Annotated in this window: 22 protein-coding genes and 1 pseudogene; 21 read left to right on the top strand and 2 right to left on the bottom strand. The window is 39.7% G+C overall.

Annotated elements, in window-relative coordinates:
* The first annotated feature begins 32 nt into the window (after nt 1-32).
* From UF75_RS07190 to UF75_RS07135, 12 genes and pseudogenes are all read left to right on the top strand, one after another.
* Nucleotides 33-368, top strand: coding sequence for a hypothetical protein (locus UF75_RS07190; RefSeq protein WP_045573923.1), 336 nt, complete (start codon nt 33-35; stop codon nt 366-368).
* Between the two features lie 1,385 nt (nt 369-1,753).
* Nucleotides 1,754-2,701, top strand: a complete 948-nt coding sequence (locus tag UF75_RS07185; protein WP_242860154.1) for a DUF3427 domain-containing protein — start codon at nt 1,754-1,756, stop codon at nt 2,699-2,701.
* Between the two features lie 188 nt (nt 2,702-2,889).
* Nucleotides 2,890-3,215: pseudogene (locus UF75_RS07180) on the top strand (rubrerythrin family protein); the annotation flags it as partial.
* A 221-nt stretch (nt 3,216-3,436) separates the two neighbouring features.
* A complete protein-coding gene (locus UF75_RS07175; RefSeq protein WP_045573922.1) occupies nt 3,437-3,994 on the top strand; it encodes a cupin domain-containing protein in 558 nt (185 codons plus the stop codon).
* Between the two features lie 355 nt (nt 3,995-4,349).
* Nucleotides 4,350-5,141 (top strand): creatininase family protein, encoded by a 792-nt coding sequence (locus UF75_RS07170; RefSeq protein ID WP_045573921.1) that lies wholly within the window; start codon nt 4,350-4,352, stop codon nt 5,139-5,141.
* Nucleotides 5,142-5,189: 48 nt separating this feature from the next.
* Nucleotides 5,190-5,801 (top strand): flavin reductase family protein, encoded by a 612-nt coding sequence (locus UF75_RS07165; RefSeq protein ID WP_045573920.1) that lies wholly within the window; start codon nt 5,190-5,192, stop codon nt 5,799-5,801.
* Between the two features lie 29 nt (nt 5,802-5,830).
* Complete coding sequence (locus UF75_RS07160) at nt 5,831-7,156, top strand: MFS transporter (RefSeq protein WP_045573919.1); 1,326 nt, start codon at nt 5,831-5,833, stop codon at nt 7,154-7,156.
* Nucleotides 7,157-7,250: 94 nt separating this feature from the next.
* On the top strand, nt 7,251-7,559 hold the full coding sequence (locus tag UF75_RS07155) for a cupin domain-containing protein (RefSeq protein WP_045573918.1): 309 nt from the start codon (nt 7,251-7,253) through the stop codon (nt 7,557-7,559).
* A 24-nt stretch (nt 7,560-7,583) separates the two neighbouring features.
* The gene (locus UF75_RS07150) at nt 7,584-9,389 is read left to right on the top strand and encodes an aldehyde ferredoxin oxidoreductase family protein (protein WP_045573917.1); all 1,806 of its coding nucleotides are present in this window, start codon (nt 7,584-7,586) and stop codon (nt 9,387-9,389) included.
* Nucleotides 9,386-9,787 carry a 4Fe-4S dicluster domain-containing protein gene (locus UF75_RS07145; RefSeq protein ID WP_045573916.1) on the top strand — a complete coding sequence of 134 codons (402 nt, stop codon included), beginning with the start codon at nt 9,386-9,388 and terminating at the stop codon, nt 9,785-9,787. Before UF75_RS07150 ends, UF75_RS07145 begins: the two co-directional genes overlap by 4 nt.
* Nucleotides 9,788-9,923: 136 nt before the next feature.
* The gene (locus tag UF75_RS07140; RefSeq protein WP_045573915.1) at nt 9,924-10,679 is read left to right on the top strand and encodes a sulfite exporter TauE/SafE family protein; all 756 of its coding nucleotides are present in this window, start codon (nt 9,924-9,926) and stop codon (nt 10,677-10,679) included.
* A 340-nt stretch (nt 10,680-11,019) separates the two neighbouring features.
* Nucleotides 11,020-11,520: a hypothetical protein gene (locus UF75_RS07135; RefSeq protein WP_052693057.1), complete on the top strand. Its 501-nt coding sequence runs from the start codon at nt 11,020-11,022 to the stop codon at nt 11,518-11,520.
* 2 nt (nt 11,521-11,522) lie between these two features.
* Here the strand turns inward: UF75_RS07135 and UF75_RS07130 are convergent, their stop codons facing one another.
* Complete coding sequence (locus UF75_RS07130; RefSeq protein WP_045573914.1) at nt 11,523-11,765, bottom strand: helix-turn-helix transcriptional regulator; 243 nt, start codon at nt 11,763-11,765, stop codon at nt 11,523-11,525.
* A gap of 136 nt (nt 11,766-11,901) precedes the next feature.
* Between UF75_RS07130 and UF75_RS28970 the strand changes: the two genes are divergently transcribed.
* The 8 genes from UF75_RS28970 to UF75_RS28080 all read left to right on the top strand — a co-directional run bounded on the left by UF75_RS28970 (nt 11,902) and on the right by UF75_RS28080 (nt 16,913).
* Nucleotides 11,902-12,066 carry a hypothetical protein gene (locus UF75_RS28970; protein ID WP_197079343.1) on the top strand — a complete coding sequence of 55 codons (165 nt, stop codon included), beginning with the start codon at nt 11,902-11,904 and terminating at the stop codon, nt 12,064-12,066.
* Nucleotides 12,067-12,319: 253 nt separating this feature from the next.
* Nucleotides 12,320-13,573, top strand: coding sequence for a DNA polymerase IV (locus UF75_RS07125; protein ID WP_045573913.1), 1,254 nt, complete (start codon nt 12,320-12,322; stop codon nt 13,571-13,573).
* 154 nt (nt 13,574-13,727) lie between these two features.
* Nucleotides 13,728-14,858: a GIY-YIG nuclease family protein gene (locus UF75_RS07120; protein WP_045573912.1), complete on the top strand. Its 1,131-nt coding sequence runs from the start codon at nt 13,728-13,730 to the stop codon at nt 14,856-14,858.
* Between the two features lie 294 nt (nt 14,859-15,152).
* Entirely contained in the window at nt 15,153-15,821 is a 669-nt protein-coding gene (locus tag UF75_RS07115) for an SOS response-associated peptidase (protein WP_045573911.1), read from the top strand.
* 109 nt (nt 15,822-15,930) lie between these two features.
* The gene (locus UF75_RS07110) at nt 15,931-16,149 is read left to right on the top strand and encodes a hypothetical protein (RefSeq protein ID WP_045573910.1); all 219 of its coding nucleotides are present in this window, start codon (nt 15,931-15,933) and stop codon (nt 16,147-16,149) included.
* Nucleotides 16,142-16,321: a hypothetical protein gene (locus UF75_RS28085; RefSeq protein WP_197079342.1), complete on the top strand. Its 180-nt coding sequence runs from the start codon at nt 16,142-16,144 to the stop codon at nt 16,319-16,321. Before UF75_RS07110 ends, UF75_RS28085 begins: the two co-directional genes overlap by 8 nt.
* Entirely contained in the window at nt 16,311-16,634 is a 324-nt protein-coding gene (locus UF75_RS07105; RefSeq protein WP_156146294.1) for a PIN domain-containing protein, read from the top strand. The genes UF75_RS28085 and UF75_RS07105 overlap by 11 nt, the downstream gene beginning before the upstream one ends.
* Nucleotides 16,635-16,751: 117 nt before the next feature.
* Nucleotides 16,752-16,913, top strand: a complete 162-nt coding sequence (locus UF75_RS28080) for a hypothetical protein (RefSeq protein WP_156146292.1) — start codon at nt 16,752-16,754, stop codon at nt 16,911-16,913.
* 272 nt (nt 16,914-17,185) lie between these two features.
* On the opposite strand, the gene UF75_RS07100 is transcribed toward UF75_RS28080, so the two are convergent.
* Nucleotides 17,186-17,428: a helix-turn-helix transcriptional regulator gene (locus UF75_RS07100; protein ID WP_045573909.1), complete on the bottom strand. Its 243-nt coding sequence runs from the start codon at nt 17,426-17,428 to the stop codon at nt 17,186-17,188.
* A 220-nt stretch (nt 17,429-17,648) separates the two neighbouring features.
* On the opposite strand from UF75_RS07100, the gene UF75_RS07095 reads away from it, so the two are divergent.
* The gene (locus UF75_RS07095; protein WP_242860153.1) at nt 17,649-18,038 is read left to right on the top strand and encodes a MazG-like protein; all 390 of its coding nucleotides are present in this window, start codon (nt 17,649-17,651) and stop codon (nt 18,036-18,038) included.
* Nucleotides 18,039-18,243 lie beyond the last annotated feature (205 nt).

The following is an 18,243-nucleotide window of genomic DNA, read 5'->3' as shown; positions in this document are numbered from 1 at the left end:
AATGAAACCGAGAAAACTATGGCGTTTATTTGATGTCCACGATGTTGGCGGATTGGCGTGTCAAATTCAGACCTATTGTTAAACAATCTATATCCAATGCCGTGTTGGATAGGGTAAGTGATGGTCTATACCGACAGGAAGTTAACACTGAGTCCAATATTATCGTTGAAAATAAAATCGATGACAAGATTAAAAGCAAGGAAATTATTACCACGGATGATGATCTTAAATCTTTTGAGTACATTAAAGAGATGTTGGCAAAGTACGGTAGAAATGTCGATCAACTAGGCTATAAAGATACTCAAAACTATTTTTCGATTTATGTATCTAATCTAAATAACTGGTTTATTAGAATAAATCTAGGGTAGTTTTTTCTTATTTACTATTTCGCCATGTTTCGCCGTCAATTTGAAATATAGTATCTGTAAGAACCTTAAGCAGGCATTATAAGTGTGGAATTTTACGATTTTTTACCATTAAAAGAGAGATTCTTCCTATGCTAGTATACATAGCTTTCCCTGCATAGATTGAAAAAGTTGAAGTCCGGCTTGATGCGGTTTAAATATATAAAGGAGCCAGATATATGTCTTTTAGGAGAATTGGATTTCCTCTTCAGTTAATAGGTTTGAGTTATATGGTATTACTTATTATAATCTCAAATTATTATCCGTTCTTACAGACTAATATGCCGAGAAATATGATTCCGGGGACTACTTTAATATTTCTCGGACTATTAATAAAGCCTAATAAAAAATCTTAGTGATTTCATTACTTTGCTAGCTAAAGTAACTGCTCGCCATCTTTATCCACCCGGTATCCAGCGTTTTCACTAGGAAAACTATGAACGATTTAGAAGTATACTTGCTGATATCGAAGGGCAGGGGAAATTTTATGAAAAAGAAATCTAATCTAGTGCTTACGGGAAGAGCGAGGTCTCTCTTCAATACTGGTACACGTCCCCATAAATCAACTAAAGACTACACCCGAAAAGTTAAACATAAAGAAACGACTTCTAAAGATGGAAAGGAATAAAAGATAGCTCAGCTTCCATTAGTTCCAAGTCCGAGGTTGCTGCAACTAAGAATAAACTGTACTATCAGGACAAAACATCATATGAGCAAGATGTCTATTCATTTTGCAGTAAACCACTTTCCGAAAAGGTAAAAGAGTATTGCTTATCAAACCAACGTCGATTTCAAGGAAAACTGTATTGCAATGATCACCAAAAAAGTAGGTAAGAAGGGTGCGTCGAACATGGCATTCCCGTTAGATCTGCCAGCTCGTACGTGCCTTCGGAGGTGGACCACGCCAGGGTAAGGTCTAGCAATACGACTATTATCAACCCTTTTGATAAATTGGCTAATCCTTTCTGCTAAGTACGGGTATTTATCACCATTAGAAATAGTGCCAGAAACATATGATATTACCAGGTCAATAGATCTGCGTAGATGTAATCGTGATCCCATAATTGAAAGGCAATTAAGAGTTAACCCCTACAGATATTCTATTAGTGGAAGCTAGGCTAAAGGCAGTCATAAGTTAGAGGTGTAGCATGTCTAAAATTATCTATGGCCTATATGAGCAAATCATTAACGGTATCATTAATGAAAACCTTACTATTATCAGCAAGAAATTTTGGACAAATTGAAAGCTGAGCGAGAAGTTAGAAAAACAAGCTCAAGACTACATTTTAGAGAACATACGAAATGCGGTTAATAATAAGAAAAACTTGCTCAGCAAGCTCCATGATTTCATGGAAATCAAACAAGAACTTAATGTTAGGGAGTTTTATGAGGGTTACCATGTGACCCCTCAAGATGTGTATAGCAAGAAAGTTACTGTGGTGGGATTAGGGGCTCAGGCTGGTTTACTTAAGGGATATAAGATGGACACAGAAAGGGAACGTTTGCTAGCCTCTGCGCTAGGCAGATTGTCTTTAGCTAATTCCAGACGTTTGATTCGTTTTATGCAGACGATCCTACCGCGGATCTTGATAGGTGAAGTTTCATTGCTACAATCTTTGAGCACGGTAGAACGGACTATGCTTATGATGGTTCACTATACCCTGTGGGGTAAGGGGCTAAGTGATCTAGGAAATAGGTTTGCTTCTATAGAAGAGGCGCTATATTGGGCCATTGACGATCCACGACTTTATCAGGAACTGATGGACTTACTGGACTATCAGTATATGAAGATCGATTTTGTGGATAAGCCTTTAGACAAATTCGAAAATGACTATCCGCTGGATTTATATTGTTCTTATACGTTTGATCAGATTCTGGTGGCTCTGGGAAAACATACGGAACAAAAGAAGAGCTCTTTTCGGGAAGGAGTTCTCTACCTAGCTGAAAAGAATTTGGACGTGTTCTTCGTGACCTTGAACAAGTCAGAAAAAGACTATTCTCCGTCAACGATGTATCAGGATTATTCCATCAATGAGGAGCTATTTCATTGGCAGTCCCAGAGTCGAACGACCGAGGAATCGCTGACCGGGCAGAGGTATATTAACCAAGTAACCAGTGGCGGGAATGTATTGTTTTTTGTCAGGGAGTATAAGAAGGAGGGAACGTTTGCCTCGCCTTTTACTTGTCTGGGATTTGCTGACTTTCAAAGTCATTATGGCTCGGCACCGATCAGTATTGTTTGGAAGATGAAGGAGTCGTTGCCGGGGTTTGTGATGAAGAAGACGGTGAAGGTTTGATATGGTCGATGTTGATAGAAGAGATAAGGGTTGTTTCGGCTAAAACGAAAGTAATAGTCTAATGTTGTCCATTTCATCAAGACAATAGAGTCTAAGGGAGATTAACGGTGAAGACGAATCGTTTTGGGAGAAATTAATTGATCAACTAGCGACGAGGGATATGGTACTTAAGCATGGTCCTGGGATAATCCATAGCCAAAAAAGAAGGGTATGAGCAAATTAGTTCTATATTCTTGGAAACGGCTGAAAATGAGAAGGAACATGCTAAACTCTGGTTCAGAGAACTTGGCGGTATTTCTAATACTATTGAAAACATGAAAGCGGCGGTAGCAGGGAAAACGGCGAATGGACTGATATCTATCCGAGAATGGCCGCCGAAGCCCGGGAGGAAGGGTTAGAGCGTATTGCCAAGTTATTTGGAAATGTGGCAAGAATAGAAAAAGAACACGAGGAACGTTATAAGCAACTTTTAGAGAACCCGGAAGAGGGAAAAGTCTTTAAAAAAGATGGCAAGGTTTATTGGTAGGATGATTGAAAACAATAAGTTTAAAAGTCTACAATAAACTTGTACGAGATAAAATACCACAGATCATCAAGCAAAGTGGAAGACGGGCGATGAGGGATTTCTTCTAGGACTATAGTGCTAGTCGTTTCATAGAATGGGTTGTAAATAAAATATATATAGTTTAGAATGTGCTTTGGACGTTAGTACAAAAACCAAAGGGGTTAAACAAAATGCAAATAGGAGAAAAAATACGTAAAAAAAGAATTTCAGCAGGTATTAAACTAATTGAAATCGCTAAGCAAACAGGATATTCCCAAAGTTATATAAGCCAAATTGAAAGAGGAATTGTGAATCCCTCTGTAGTTGCTATGCAAAAAATTGCCGACTCTTTCGGTTTACCTACAGCGTATTTTTTTGAATCCAGCAATCCGGTGACTACAAGTCCTGATATTACAGGAATTGTAAGAAAAAGAGAACGAAAAGGCCTCCTTTATCCGGGATCAAATATTATTTATCAATTACTTTCCCCTGATTTGCAAGGGAAAATTGAGTTTTTGAATATTACTGCGCCTCCGGGAAGCTCAACTGGTGATGAACCGTTTATTCACGAAGGGCAAGAATGGGGGGTCATTCTTAAGGGCACAATGGAGATATGGGTGAAAGATGTTCGATATATTTTGGAAGAAGGAGACTCTATTACTTTTGATAGCTCACATCCTCACCGTTGGACCAATTGTGGTCATAATGAATTAATTGCTGTTTGGGTCGTAACACCTCCATCCTTCTAAATTCTTACCCAATGGACAACACACCACTTTGTAATATTACAAGGTGGTGTTTTTAAATTATATTAATTGGGATATTACTTAATTTAACAGTTTAATATAAAATATACTTAAAAAAATTAAGTAATAGTTAAATTATTTGCAGGAGTATTCAAATTTATAGCGAATATCAAATTTTAGAACAGATAATTCAGAAAAAAATTGTATTTCGAGAATTATCGAAAGTAGATCGAAGGAGGGATAGGGAGAGAGTGTGTTGCATAGAAGGAGATTTCAGTTTTAGGCATGACTTATGCGGCTTGAAAAATAGTGGTTACTCGCCTGTATAATTTAAGATCATTTAATAGGAGGAATATTTATGTTACTGCAAAACCTAACCTGGACTGATGCCAAAGAGCAAGCGAAAAAAAATCCGGTCGTAATCGTTCCACTCGGGGCAACTGAGCAACATGGCCCCCTCTTGCCATTATGGGTAGATATTTGCTTGGCAAATGAAATTGCCGTCGCAGTTGGGGAGCAAACCGGAGCTATTGTGACCCCGCCTTTGAATTTTGGGTATTCGGAATTGTGGGAAACGTATCCTGGTACAATAAGCTTTTCTTCCTCTACTTTCAAGAGTGCCCTTCATGACATCTGCTCTAGCTTGATTCGGGCGGGCTTCAAAAAGATTTTTTTACTCAATGGACATAATCCAAATTTAATTATTATGCAAACGGCTGCCTATGACCTTGTAAACGAATTTGGAGATCAAGATATTTCTATTGTCGCAGCTACCTATATCTTCATGGCTAAAGAAGAGTGTGACAAAATTGGTGAGAACTTTAGAGATGGAACCCATGCCAATGAAATGGAGACATCCATGATGCTCGCGCTACATCCAGATTTGGTGAAGATGGAGCGGCTCTCAGAGCAAGTTGAGAGTTATGAACCGAGGCGCGTAATAGCTTTTGATCAAGGAGCAATTATTGTAAATAAGTGGCCTGAAAGTAAAGTCTATAGTGGGGTTTACGGAAACCCTGCTCTAGCAACTGCAGAAAAAGGGCAAGCCTATTTTGAAGTTCTCGTCGAGAAGATTTCCCAATTTACTATGGAATTCCAAGAAGGTAAACATGATCCAACTCTTCTATCCGGAAAAGCGAAGACAAATTAAATCAAGTGAAATATCAACTGACATATAAATTCTATAAAGAGGTGCTAGATGATGAAAAAGGTTTATGAAAAAGTTGAAGTTAAAGATGGTTTAGATGTTATATTGCTTCCTCGCCCAGTGGTAGTCGCCACATGTGTTGACGGAGAAGGAAAACCAAATGCTATTACTTTAGCTTGGTGTTCGCCAGTATCCCACAATCCATTAATTGTCGCAATCGCCATTTCCCCAAAACGATATTCCCATGACCTCATTGCCAATGCTGGGGAATTCGTAATAAATTTCCCAGGGATCGAGTTAGGTGAAGAAATAAATTGGATGGGTAGAAAGTCGGGTAAGAAGTACGATAAGTTTGAAGCTACAGGATTAACCATTTCCCCCGCTAAAGAAGTGAATGCCCACGTCATTAATGAATGTTATGCCCATTTAGAGTGTAAAGTAGTAGATCAAGTGGTTAGTGGGGATCATACGACCTTTTTTGGAGAAGTAATCCATGCTGAAGTAGCCAAAGAAACACTGCATAAAGTGAAGCAAGGTGGACCGCCGTCCTATTACTTTGATCCTACTAAGATAAAGACGTTACAACATCTTGGGGGAAATATGTATCTCTCTAACGAGGAAGAGTATATTGACTATATCGTTGAAGGGGAGAGCGACGTTTAAACAAATAAATATAATAAGGAGGAAAAGGTATGTCCGTAAACTCGACTGTTAATAAACGTGGGCGTTATCGGATTGCTATTTTGGTTGTCATCTGGCTGCTTTATGTCATAAATTACTTTGATAAAATGGCAGTTCTAAACCTTTTGCCCTATATTCGCAAAGATTTAGGTTTATCTCCAGCAACTGTAGGTTTCGCGGCATCCTTGTTTTTCTTTGCATACGCCTTAGCCCAACTTCCAGCAGGAATGTTAGCTGATAAATTTGGACCCAAGAAAGTCATGTACTTTGCTATTACAGTGTTTACCATCTTCACGTTTTTGACTGGAAGAATCAACTCTCTATTTTCGTTCATGGCAGTGCGGTTGGGATTGGGTTTTGGTGAAGGTTTTCACTTTGTTCCAAGTATAAGAACAATCTCTGACTGGTTTCCGGCTAAGGAAAAAGGAAGAGCGACATCGTTCTTTACGACAAGTTGGACGGTTGCGCCTGCCGTCGGTGCGATTATAATCACGTGGATTGCGGCAAGTTGGGGATGGAGAGGGGTCTTTGCTACTTTATCTATTCCAGGATTCTTCGGGATTATCGCACTTTGGTTAGTTATGATAAATACTCCTGAAGAGGCTCATGCTATGGGCCGTATTTCAAAAGAAGAACTGGATTATATCAAAGGAACCTCCACAACGGACTCTAAAGTAGATAAGCCGAAAGCACGGTATCGCGATGTGGCTGGTGATCCTCAACTGTGGATTATTACGGCAATCGTTTTCATTAAAACCTTTGTTTACTGGGGAGCAGCAACTTGGTTATCTTCCTTCTTGGTTGAACAGCATGGATTTAATATCAAAACCATGGGCCTGTTAGCTTCGTTGCCTTTTGCAGTTGGATTCATCGGCCAAATGACCAGCGGTTGGATGCTGGATAAAGTCACCAAGTCGAAGGCTAAACCGTTGCTTATTGCTGCATTCACAGGACTTGCTGCCATACTTTACTTTGTACCCCTCGTTCCAAAAGGTAATATCCCTTTACTGATCATCGTTTTGGCAATTCAAGGATTCTTTATTGTGTTCTATGATGGCCCAATTTATGTCTTCATTCAAATGAGATACCCGAAGGAACTTGTTGGAACAGTGACTGGTGTGACCCAAATGATTGGACAATTCGGATCATTTATTGCTCCGACGGTTGCAGGGTTTTTAGTCATAACAGGAGCGCCAGGGGTATCCAACTTTAGTGGAGTGTTTAAATTGTTTATGATCGCGTCTATTGTGGGAATCGTTCTTTCACTTATTATTAAAGAAACGCCACTAAAACAAGCAAATCAAACACCAATCGCTGGAAGTAATAAATCCCTGTAAATTATAACTATCATACTGCGATTAAAGGTGAGTAACGGAGAAACATGGGCTTACAAGTCAACCCCATGTCTCCGATTTGAAAGGAGTCGTTTATATGTATAAAATAGAACTTAGTGATGCACCGGAGGAGTGGGGTATGTCCAAAATCTTTGTTGAAAAAGAAAATCAGGCGATTGAATCTGGTATCTTTCGTTGCGACCCGGGTCAATCCTTACCTATGCATACACATAATGACGGTGATGAATATTGTTATTTGTTTGAGGGCAAGGGAATTTTTGTCATTGATAACGAAGAAATCGAAGTTCAAACTGGGGAATTGATAAAAATCCCTAAAGGGATTTTGCATCGATCATATAATGTATCAGATCGACCCTTTAGTAGTTTTTATTTAGTTTGTCCTTAAATCATAAGTTCGGGAGGGTAACGTATGAACGGCTTTACAGGTAAGGTTTTACGAGTAGATTTAACACTGCGCAAAGTGACGGTGGAAATACCTCCTGAAGAATGGTATATCAAATACCTTGGCGGAAAAGGGATGGGGTATAGGTATCTTCTTGAGGATCTGGCCCCCCATACGGATCCTCTCGGACCGGATAATGAAATAATATTTATGGCTGGACCCTTTGCTGGAACCATTATCCCAACCTCGTCTAGAATGGCGGTTATGACGAAATCTCCAGCTACGGGGACCATTTTGGTTAGCTTAGTTGGGGGAGGAGTCGCGGCAGAGTTAAAATATGCAGGGTATGACGGTATCATCGTCATGGGTAAAGCTTCTAACCCTGTCTTTTTATATGTTACGGATAAACGCGTAACGTTTGAAAACGCGTCTCAATTATGGGGCAAAGGAATTCATGAAACGGAAAATATTATTCGTAAGAAAACTTGGACTGCTAATGCTAAAACACTGACGATAGGACCTGGGGGCGAAAACCTTGTCCCCTATGCCTGTATTACTGTGGATGCATACCATCAGGCAGGTCGCGGCGGAGCTGGAGCCGTCATGGGGAGTAAAAATCTCAAAGCCATTGCCATTAAAGGAACTACTGGAAATAAGGTCGACAATATGCCGGAATTCTTAGAATATATCCGGGATATCCGCGATAATGACGTTCTAACAGAACCCAACCTTTGGGTGGATACGGATGGAACTCCGATGATTGTTGACTTATCGCAAGAAGTAGGTTTTCTGCCCACTAGGAACTTCCAAGAAGGACAATATGATAAGGCGGCACATATCAATAGCGACGCCGTAAAAAAGAAGCAGAAGAAAACCAGGGCTTGTACTACATGCCCTTTGGGGTGCGGCCGTCTTACCCAAGCGGATGATGGAACGATGGTCGAGGGACCAGAGTATGAAACGATTGCTTTAGCGGGATCCAACACAGATATTGCTAGTATTGATGGGCTCATTCGTTATAATAAGATTTGTGACGATTTGGGGTTGGACACTATGTCCACCGGTGCTGTTCTTGCGTATGCCATGGAGGCTACGGAGAAAGGACTTCATGATTTTGGAATCCGCTTTGGCGAAGAAGAAAAAATGTTAGAGTATGTGAAGAAGATAGCCTATAGGGAAGAAATTGGGGCAGAGCTGGCTTTAGGTCTTAAAAAACTCGCTACTAAGACGGGAACGGAAAGCATTTCCCTCGAAGTGAAGGGCCTGGAATTTCCTGGGTATGATCCTAGAAGAAGTAATGGTTTAGCTTTAGCCTATGCCACCTCTGATCGTGGGGCTTGTCACCAAAGAGCCTTTGCGGCCGAAGAAGATACGTTTGGACAGATGGATTCTTTCACGTTTGTAGGGAAAGCTGCAGTGGTCAAACGTATACAAGACTTTAATAGTGCTAAGGATTCCTTGGTGATTTGTGATATGTGGCGCCCTACCCTAGAAGTGCTTGCGAAGTTGTTTACCAGAGTAACAAATCTACCAATGACCGGGAAAGAACTAATGAATTGTGGGGAGCGAATTTGGAACATCGGACGTTTATTCAACACGAGAGAAGGGTTTACAAGGGCTGATGATAGTCTTCCACCCAGAATTTTGAACGAGAAATTAAAGAATGGACCTGCCAAGGATCAAATCTTCAATAAAGATGAGTTTAAACTGAGTCTATCGGAATATTATGCTTTACGGGGTTGGGATGAGGATGGAAATGTCGATCAGAACACGCTGGAACGGCTCGGGATGGATGTAGCATTATATTCAAAGGTTAGAGGTGATAGGACATGAAAATAGCCTTTGATGCTTCGAGTTGTACCGGGTGCAAAAGTTGTGAAATCGTTTGTTCTGCAGCTCATACCGGCGAATTCAATCCTGCTCGGTCAAGAATTCGAGTTGAGAATGATTCATTGAATGGTAGCAGCATAATCAATGTCTGTCGGAATTGTAAAAATCCTCTTTGTGTAAAAGCCTGCACGTATGGAGCATGTATGCAAAATCATGAACTTGGAGTTATTATCATCGATTATGATATTTGTGTTGGGTGTTATGCTTGTGTTGAAGCATGTCCTTTTCATGCCAACTTTATTGATCCAGTGGAAAAGGTCCCGCTCATTTGTGATGGCTGCAATGGGGATCCAACTTGTGTTAAGTATTGTTATAAGGAAGCGATTAGGGTAGTGGAATAGAATATCAAGATGAAGACTAGCTAAATAATAGGCGAGCGAGTCTTCGTCTTGATTTCTTTCAAATCATTGATTAACTTGTTTGTCGTTAATTATTTAACTTAATTCAATTAGTCCTAGGGGAGTGGGGAGTTATGCTTTGGAATTTTTACACACATTCAATTTGACTATTTTCCAGTGGTCTTGGTTCTTCGTTGGGGCTTTGATGATAGGGTTCTCAAAAACGGGGATAAGTGGTTTGTTAATACTTGTCATACCCATACTGGCCGATGTATTTGGAGGAAAGGAATCAACGGGAATTATTTTGCCTATGCTGATAGTGGGCGATTTGTTTGCGGTGTGGTATTACCATCGGCATACTGAGTGGGGCAATATAAAAAAGCTTTTGCCCTGGACGGTAGTTGGACTTACACTGGGCTTAACCGTCGGTAAATATATTAACGATTCTCAATTTAAAATTCTCATAGCCATAATGGTTTTAATATGTTTAATTATTTTGGTTTATACGGAAATAAAGGGGGACCGCTTGAATGTTCCGAAGAAGTTATGGTTCTATGCTTTCATCGGAATTCTGGTCGGTTTTGCTACGATGATCGGTAACGTGGCTGGTCCTATTTTTACCCTTTATCTGCTGGCGTCGGATTTTAAGAAAGATGATTTCCTGGGTACCACTGCTTGGTTTTTTTTAATTATAAATTCAGCTAAGGTTCCTCTTCAAATCTTCGTATGGCATAATATTTCAATCAAAAGCATGTTGCTGGCATTTGGTATGATACCCGCCATCACGATAGGTGCTTTGGTGGGAGTGGCAATTATAAAGAAGCTCGACGATAAACTTTTTCGAATTATTGTAATAATGATCACTGCTATTGCAACAATTAAGCTTTTTATTTGAACCAGCAATCCAAGGTGATACCATTAGAAATTGGGTGCCTGACATCAACTAATGTACTTATTGTTTAGCTTGTACGTAAGCGTCAATTATAACCAAGTTCAAACTCCTCCAGAATTATGAGGTAAAAAACTTTCATGGTCACGGATAGAGGTGATAATCCACACGATGCGTACGGGGACAAACAGCCTGCTGCCCTCAACGCCGGCGCGCAAACGCAGCGACTGCGAACATGAACTATTCTCAGGCGCTCATCCTTCTCGCGGTCCCGGAAGAAGAACGGGAGCAGTTCATCGCGGAGATGGATATCGAAAACATGTCCGTTCGGGAACTGTAGAAGGCGGTGAAGGAGCGGGACCAAGCTCTTCAGGACCGGGAACAGGCCTTTCAGGATCGGGACCGGGCCCTGCAGGAAAAAGTCGATCTCCAGAAGGCTCTGGACGGTGAAAAGGGCAAAACCACTCAGCTGGCTAAGGAGCGCGACAACCTGAAGACGAAGGCGAGTGATCTGCAGAGGTCCAATCAGGCACTTGAGCAGGATGTCGAGAAAAAGCAATTGGAGAATGACAAACTCAAAGAAACGACAGGTTACAAGAGCATCCAAAGGATGAATAATACTCTTACTGTCGCGTATAACAAGGTGGCCGGCAATAAAATCGCTTTTTTATATGAGAACCTGGACAAAGCGTTCAAGGAACTGGCTTATGAGATGACCAAGTTCGCTTCGATTGATCCGGATGTGCATGCAGCGTATAAAAAGATGGTGAATGTTTTTTTAATCAAAGCTATGCAGAAGAGAATGGGGCAGATAAAGTTTTCGGGGAGAAGCAGCGCAATATCGTAGATTCATGTGAGTTCTTGTTCTAAATTGCTAAAGGCATCCGTATTAAAAAAGTCCGACAGTGAGATTTCTAAACCATCACACAACTTTTTAATGGTTACAATACCAGGGTTCAGGCTCTCATCATTTAGGATGCTTTTTATAGTCGATTGTGGTACGGCGGCACGATAGCTCAAAGCATTGGGCCTTATATTCCGTTCTTTGCAAAGTTCAACAATTCTATTCACTACTGCTTGTCTCGTATCCATGAATACACCTCCTAGTGAATTATCACTAATTAAAGCATACAGAAAAAACTAAGTTTTGTTAGTGATATAGCACTAACAAAACTTATGTGTCATAATTAGTTATCTAACACTAATTGTGCAGAGGGGTGTATTTCGCGTGCCAGATTATAAGGAAATGTATTTTCAACTTGCCGCCAAAGTTGCAAATGCTGTTGATATTCTTGTTGAAGCTCAGCAGCAAGGAGAATACGATTATTCTAAAGAAGAAAGCCCGGTTATTTTGCTGAAAAATACTAGACCAGAAGAAAAGGGTAGTGATTAGGCATGACGATCATGTTTGAACAACCAGCTACTAATCTCCTCTACATTTAAATCCTGGAGATATTTTGCCCCAGTGCTGGAGATCTATGTAATCGCACAATCACACGAACTGTTGGGTATTTACGCAGTGGTTTATTAGCTTGCCCATTGCGGCATCTAACACTGTGCCATTATTTGGTCAAGCCATTCCCTTTACACAGAACATATGTTTTCATATAATAAATACAAACGTTCTACGTAAAAGGATGAAGAATATGGGCCAACGAATTATATTTCATATCGATGTGAATTCTGCGTATTTGTCATGGGAGGCGGTTCACAGGCTTCAGCATGGTGATCCGCTTGACTTAAGAACTGTACCATCTGTGGTTGGTGGTGATCCTGTGACTCGTCATGGAATCGTATTAACGAAATCAATTCCTGCCAAGAAATTTAATATTCAAACGGGGGAAACCATCCACACTGCTATAGCAAAGTGTCCTGATTTGATTGTTGCCCGCCCCAACTACTCTTTATATATGCAATGCTCTAAAGCATTTGGAGATATTCTCCGTGAGTATTCACCTTTGATTGAGCAATATTCAATAGATGAGTATTTTATGGATTTCTCGAACATGGAACGACTATATAATGATCCGGTGGAAGCAGCCTACAAAATCAAAGATCAAATTAAAAACGAACTAGGGTTTACGGTTAATATCGGTATTAGCACAAACAAAATCCTGGCTAAGATGGCATCCGAGCTAAAGAAGCCTGATAAGGTTCACACAATCTTCCCTGACGAGATTGCAGAGAAAATGTGGGTTCTTCCTATTGAAGAGTTGTTTATGGTTGGACGTGCTACTGCGAAGAAGCTACGGAGTAGAGGCATTAATACGATTGGCGATCTGGCTAATTATGATCCTAAGCTTATTAAGCTATTTTTAATGAGCCATGGTATGTTGGTCTGGAATTACGCAAACGGAATTGAAGGCAACCCAGTGAGAGAAAATCGCCGACCTCTGATTAAGGGAATTGGAAACTCAACTACTATCGCTTTCGACGTTGAGGATAGAAGGACCGCACATTTGGTCTTGTTGTCATTGACGGAAACAGTTGCCGCTAGGTTAAGACAAGCTGGTTATTGTGCTAGGTTAGTATCTGTCTCATTAAGAACTAATGAGTTTTATAATTGTTCGCACCAGAGGAAGATCTTCTCTGCGATCGATTGTACAAACGCAATACACGAGATTGCTTGTGAGCTGTTTGATGAGCTTTGGAAAGGTGAACCTGTTCGACATCTGGGAGTTCGGGTCTCTGAGTTATGTCAAAATAACTTTTATCAGTTAGCTCTTTTTGAGAAAGATTACGAGAAGCAGAGAACTGTTGACCGGGCAGTAGATTCAATACGTCAGAGGTATGGGAATGGCTCGGTGTTTAGATCATCATTTTTGAATAGCGGAGTGCGCTTCAGCACTGGGGGAACAATGGACGATGAGGAATTTCCGATGATGTCTAATCTATTGTAGCCTGTAGCCTAAATCCCTCCCACCGCCTACATTTCGACCTAAGCAAGAACCCGCCGAGGTAAAGTCTAGGTAACAGGGACTTTTTAAGTGATGAGCCGAAATAAACGTATGATATAATACTCTTAGCACAAGACTAAAGCGTATGGAGTAGCAAATGACTATTAATTATGAACCAAGGCAACTACCAGAGAAACCCGGTGTTTATATGATGATCGACTCACTTGGAAATATTATCTATGTTGGTAAGGCGAAAAATCTAAAAAACAGGGTGTCCCAATATTTTAATAATCAGAAGGACAGGACTCCAAAAGTCGTTGAAATGATACGCCATATTCATACATTAAAATATATAGTTACAGATACGGAATTGGATGCATTTATTGAAGAATGTCGCCTGATCAAGGAAATAAAACCTCGATATAATAAGCAGATGAAGAATGATAAAAAGTATTGTTATCTTAAAATAATGGCTGAACACTACCCTAAAGTTACGATAGTAACTGAAAAAATAGATGATGACGCATTGTATTTCGGTCCTTTTACCAGTCTTGGGCGGGTTGAGACAGTATTACAATATTTGAAGGAGTTCTATCCTATACGAAAATGTTCTACTCCAAGACTGGTTAAGAGGACTGATGGTTGTCTGTTCTTGCAATTAGGTACTTGTTTGGGAGTTTGTACTGGGCGGGTAAGTCCTGATGAATACAAGGTTTATATTGAAGAGATCCGGCAACTTTTGAACGGGAATGATAGAATCGCAGTTCAGGAACTTTCTGAAAAGATGGATACAGCTATTAAAAATCTTAATTTTGAAAAAGCAGCCCAATATAGTGCCTATCTTTTAGGACTTCGACATGTCATTGGAAAGCAGCGATTAGTTCAATCCTCAAGTAAAAATCGGAATGTCTTAGCAGTTGAATATATTAATGCTGAGCTTGTTAAATTGTTCCTAATCAAAGGGAACAAGATTCTTTATCGAAAAGTGATTAATTTAGTAACGGCTGATATTTCTGAATTAAGGCAGAGCCTAAATCAGATAATCAGGGATATATTTATGACAGAGAATAGTGGCATAGTCAGATTAACACAGAATGATATCGATGAAGCGCAAATTATTCACTCATATCTGAAGAAGAATCGGAGTAGGATACCTAGTTTCTGGATCTCATCTACACGACTAAATAGAGAAACATCTGGTCTAGATGCCACAGTCTTAAAGATAATAAACCGAATTACTTCCGAAAATTTATCAGACGGTCTTATCCTTAATGGAGATAGGATTTGAATGACAGCAGTATACTTAATGTTGATTAGTTTGATCTCTGGTTCGCCTCGCCAGGGTCGGTAATGACAGGATATAAAAGTCGGTCTGAATATCTAAAGAAAACCCGGTTTCACCGAGCCTTGGCGATGGCGAAACCGATGGTTGCACTTATGCTACAGACGAAGACACTGTCTTCGCACGTATTAGCCTTCTTGCAGTATGCAACGAAGTTATACTTTCTGACAGTATAAAGAAAGCCATAAAATTGGCCTTTCTAAAAAAGCACCCTAATACTAATTGTTAGGAGTTTAGAGCATGTGCGGTCGCTTTACAATTATCGATATTGAGGATATAAGAGAACGATTTAATACTGAACCAATAAGCTTAAAACCTAGCTACAACGTAGCCCCGACTCAAGATGTCCCTGTCATAATTAATGATGGGTCCAATCATTTAGATATGTTTAGGTGGGGTCTAATACCGTTTTGGGCCAAAGATTCTTCGATCGGCAATAAATTGATAAACGCCAGGGCAGAAACTTTGGACGAAAAGCCTAGTTTTAAGCATTGCCTTCAACGAAAGCGTTGTCTCGTAGTGGCTGATGGATTTTATGAGTGGAAGAAAGAAGGCTCTGGCAAACGACCCCACCGGATAACTCTAAAGAACAAAGAACTATTCGGATTTGCTGGTCTTTGGGACACGTGGAAGCAACCAACCGGCGATATTATAAATTCATGTAGCATTATCACAACTACCCCCAATGATCTTATGGCCCCCATACATCATCGCATGCCAGTCATTCTCCCGAGAGAAGTTGAGCACGTTTGGTTGGATCAGGGTGTTACAGATAGCTCTTTTCTAAAGAGCTTGTTAATACCATATCCGTCAGATCTAATGATGGCATATGAGGTTTCAAAGTTAGTAAATTCGCCTAAAAATAATGGGACAGAGTGTTTGGCTTCTGTGGAATCCAGACTGTTTTGAGCTAGAATCTTTCACAGCTTGTTTTTTAACGTTTCTAGGCTATGACGCATTCGTAGGAAATTATGAAATAAATATAATTTCTATTCAGTCGATAGAGGTGAAGGTAAAGGTGAAAATGAAAAAACAATTATTATTAATTTTTGGAATCTTAGCAGTATTTCTTTTATTGGTAGGGTGTGTTAATGATAACCCAATAAATAAAGGCAATGAAAATATTAGCTCAAAAACTATTGCGATAGGTAAATATTTTGGAAAGTCATATAGTATAACTTCCTCGTTTTTGCCAATTCTTACCTTAAAAGACAATAATGAATTCAAATTTGAATAATGATAATCTTAAAGAAGGTGCTGATAGTATGAATAATGCAGCAGCTATTGAACCTAAAAAATTGGGATGTATGAATAGTATTAGAAATATAGCTAAGAAAGCTATCAAAGAAAAGGGCTTAAGTGATTCTGAAATAAGGAAAACCTTAGGTTCAAAGAGATATGAGAAGTAAACTTAAGGCCGTGTTGGATACTAATATTTTTATAAAAGCATGGTTTTCTTCAGAAGACAATAATGTATGCACCAAAATAATGGATTTAATTGATGACAGGAAAATTCAACTTTTATTTGCGCAGGATACTATAGGAGAATTAGTTTACTTAGTTAAAAATTTTGCAAGACATAATATTACTGATGTAAATGATAGACTGGCAATGCTACAAGGCGTAATGGAATTGTTCTACTATAGTACCTCGGTAAATACGATGAATACTTCTTCTCCTATTATACTTGATAAATATGATGATAACGGCCTTCTGTCATAATTGGCTGGCTTGATCCTTGATGAAAATCAAAAGATATTTCTGAATGGTTGTGTGATTGCTATCTCTGATAACTTTATTGATCGAGAATATACACGAAAGATATTGGAGGTGTTAAGAATGAGCAAAGTTTTACGAGCGTTGGAAGAAGAAGCAAAAGACGAGGGCCGCGTTGAGGAAAAAAAGGCAACTGCCAAGAAGCTACTGCTTAAAGGCATGAGTATTGATGAAATAGCTGAAATAACTGGTTTGTTGAAAGAAGATATTCGTTTGCTTCATTAACATGCGACGGTCGTGAAAGTCAACCTTAGTACTCTGCTTGTTGTGACGGCATGCGCCGCTTGAATTTCGGCTTGTCCGTATAGGCTATGCTTTTGCTTGTCCGGAGGTTATTTTTTTGCGACCCGCTTTTTTTGATTTTATACATACGCAAAGCCTGTCCGAGAAACGAATACGTATTCGTTTCTCGGACAGGCTTTTATGAGGTTGTCACTCTGCTTGTTGAAGCATTTACGGTTAAAGATTTCGGGGAGATGCAGCGTAATATCGGTGATTCATGTGAGTTCTTGTTCTAAATTGCTAAAGACATCCGTATTAAAAAAGTCCGACAGTGAGATTTCTAAACCATCACACAACTTTTTAATGGTTACAATACCAGGGTTCAGGCTCTCATCATTTAGGATGCTTTTTATAGTCGATTGTGGTACGGCGGCACGATAGCTCAAAGCATTGGGCGTTATATTCCGTTCTTTGCAAAGTTCAACAATTCTATACACTACTGCTTGTTTCGTATCCATGAATACACCTCCTAGTGAGTTATCACTAATTAAAGCATACAGAAGAAGAAAAAGTTTTGTTAGTGATATAGCACTAATGAATATTATGTGTCATAATTAGTTATATAACACTAATTGTGCAGAGGGGTGTATTTCGCGTGCCAGATTATAAGGAAATGTATTTTCAACTTGCCGCCAAAGTTACAAATGCTGTTGATATTCTTGTTGAAGCGCAGCAGCAATGCGAAAAAGCATTGTAAATACACTTTCAATTTCAGCGGTTAGAAAAAATTTATATAGGAAGAAGATGAAGAATATGAACTTTAGTGAAGCTGTTGAACGTTCCGTTCAAATAAGAAAACTGTACCACCAGTTAGAAAAGAAGTACCATGAAACAGAATGGACAGTAGAAGAAGATGCGTTAGCTTTTTTGACAGATGCAGGATTAGTGGGTCGTCTGACAATGGCTCAGCAGGGGCGTTGGCCAACAAGTGGGGAAACCGTATCTGAACTAGAGCATAAGCTTGGCGAATGCATATGGTGGCTGATTATTTTGGCGGAACGCATGAATATTGATATCAATGAAGCTTTCGAAAAATTCTTATCCAAAACTGAAAAACTAGGAGAGTAAGTTAACGAACATGTGATCAGGTGTCTGACACCAACTTATCAATCATGGAAGGAATGTTGGGAAGGGAACCCGGCAGATGATCAATGTAAGGCTGTTAAAATACTTAGTGAGGCCAGTTCAGTAGATAATCTTGCAAGAGTTTTCGATACCTACCGAGCATTTCATAATGGAGGAATTCAAAAAAAGATTGGTCGTTGACAATCTC

This window comes from Desulfosporosinus sp. I2, from assembly GCF_000960765.1.
Lineage (GTDB): Bacteria > Bacillota > Desulfitobacteriia > Desulfitobacteriales > Desulfitobacteriaceae > Desulfosporosinus.
This window is presented reverse-complemented; position numbering and strand designations above follow the sequence as displayed.

Bases quoted from the DNA above. Each gene is read 5' to 3' on its own strand.
- UF75_RS07170 (WP_045573921.1), top strand. From the start codon at position 4,350: ATGTTACTGCAAAACCTAACCTGGACTGATGCCAAAGAGCAAGCGAAA.
- UF75_RS07100 (WP_045573909.1), bottom strand. From the start codon at position 17,428: ATGGATACGAAACAAGCAGTAGTGTATAGAATTGTTGAACTTTGCAAA.
- UF75_RS07145 (WP_045573916.1), top strand. From the start codon at position 9,386: ATGAAAATAGCCTTTGATGCTTCGAGTTGTACCGGGTGCAAAAGTTGT.
- UF75_RS07125 (WP_045573913.1), top strand. From the start codon at position 12,320: ATGGGCCAACGAATTATATTTCATATCGATGTGAATTCTGCGTATTTG.
- UF75_RS07115 (WP_045573911.1), top strand. From the start codon at position 15,153: ATGTGCGGTCGCTTTACAATTATCGATATTGAGGATATAAGAGAACGA.
- UF75_RS07190 (WP_045573923.1), top strand. From the start codon at position 33: ATGTCCACGATGTTGGCGGATTGGCGTGTCAAATTCAGACCTATTGTT.
- UF75_RS07150 (WP_045573917.1), top strand. From the start codon at position 7,584: ATGAACGGCTTTACAGGTAAGGTTTTACGAGTAGATTTAACACTGCGC.
- UF75_RS07120 (WP_045573912.1), top strand. From the start codon at position 13,728: ATGACTATTAATTATGAACCAAGGCAACTACCAGAGAAACCCGGTGTT.
- UF75_RS28080 (WP_156146292.1), top strand. From the start codon at position 16,752: ATGAGCAAAGTTTTACGAGCGTTGGAAGAAGAAGCAAAAGACGAGGGC.
- UF75_RS07175 (WP_045573922.1), top strand. From the start codon at position 3,437: ATGCAAATAGGAGAAAAAATACGTAAAAAAAGAATTTCAGCAGGTATT.
- UF75_RS07105 (WP_156146294.1), top strand. From the start codon at position 16,311: ATGAGAAGTAAACTTAAGGCCGTGTTGGATACTAATATTTTTATAAAA.
- UF75_RS07155 (WP_045573918.1), top strand. From the start codon at position 7,251: ATGTATAAAATAGAACTTAGTGATGCACCGGAGGAGTGGGGTATGTCC.
- UF75_RS07095 (WP_242860153.1), top strand. From the start codon at position 17,649: ATGCGAAAAAGCATTGTAAATACACTTTCAATTTCAGCGGTTAGAAAA.
- UF75_RS07165 (WP_045573920.1), top strand. From the start codon at position 5,190: ATGATGAAAAAGGTTTATGAAAAAGTTGAAGTTAAAGATGGTTTAGAT.
- UF75_RS07160 (WP_045573919.1), top strand. From the start codon at position 5,831: ATGTCCGTAAACTCGACTGTTAATAAACGTGGGCGTTATCGGATTGCT.
- UF75_RS07130 (WP_045573914.1), bottom strand. From the start codon at position 11,765: ATGGATACGAGACAAGCAGTAGTGAATAGAATTGTTGAACTTTGCAAA.
- UF75_RS07185 (WP_242860154.1), top strand. From the start codon at position 1,754: ATGGAAATCAAACAAGAACTTAATGTTAGGGAGTTTTATGAGGGTTAC.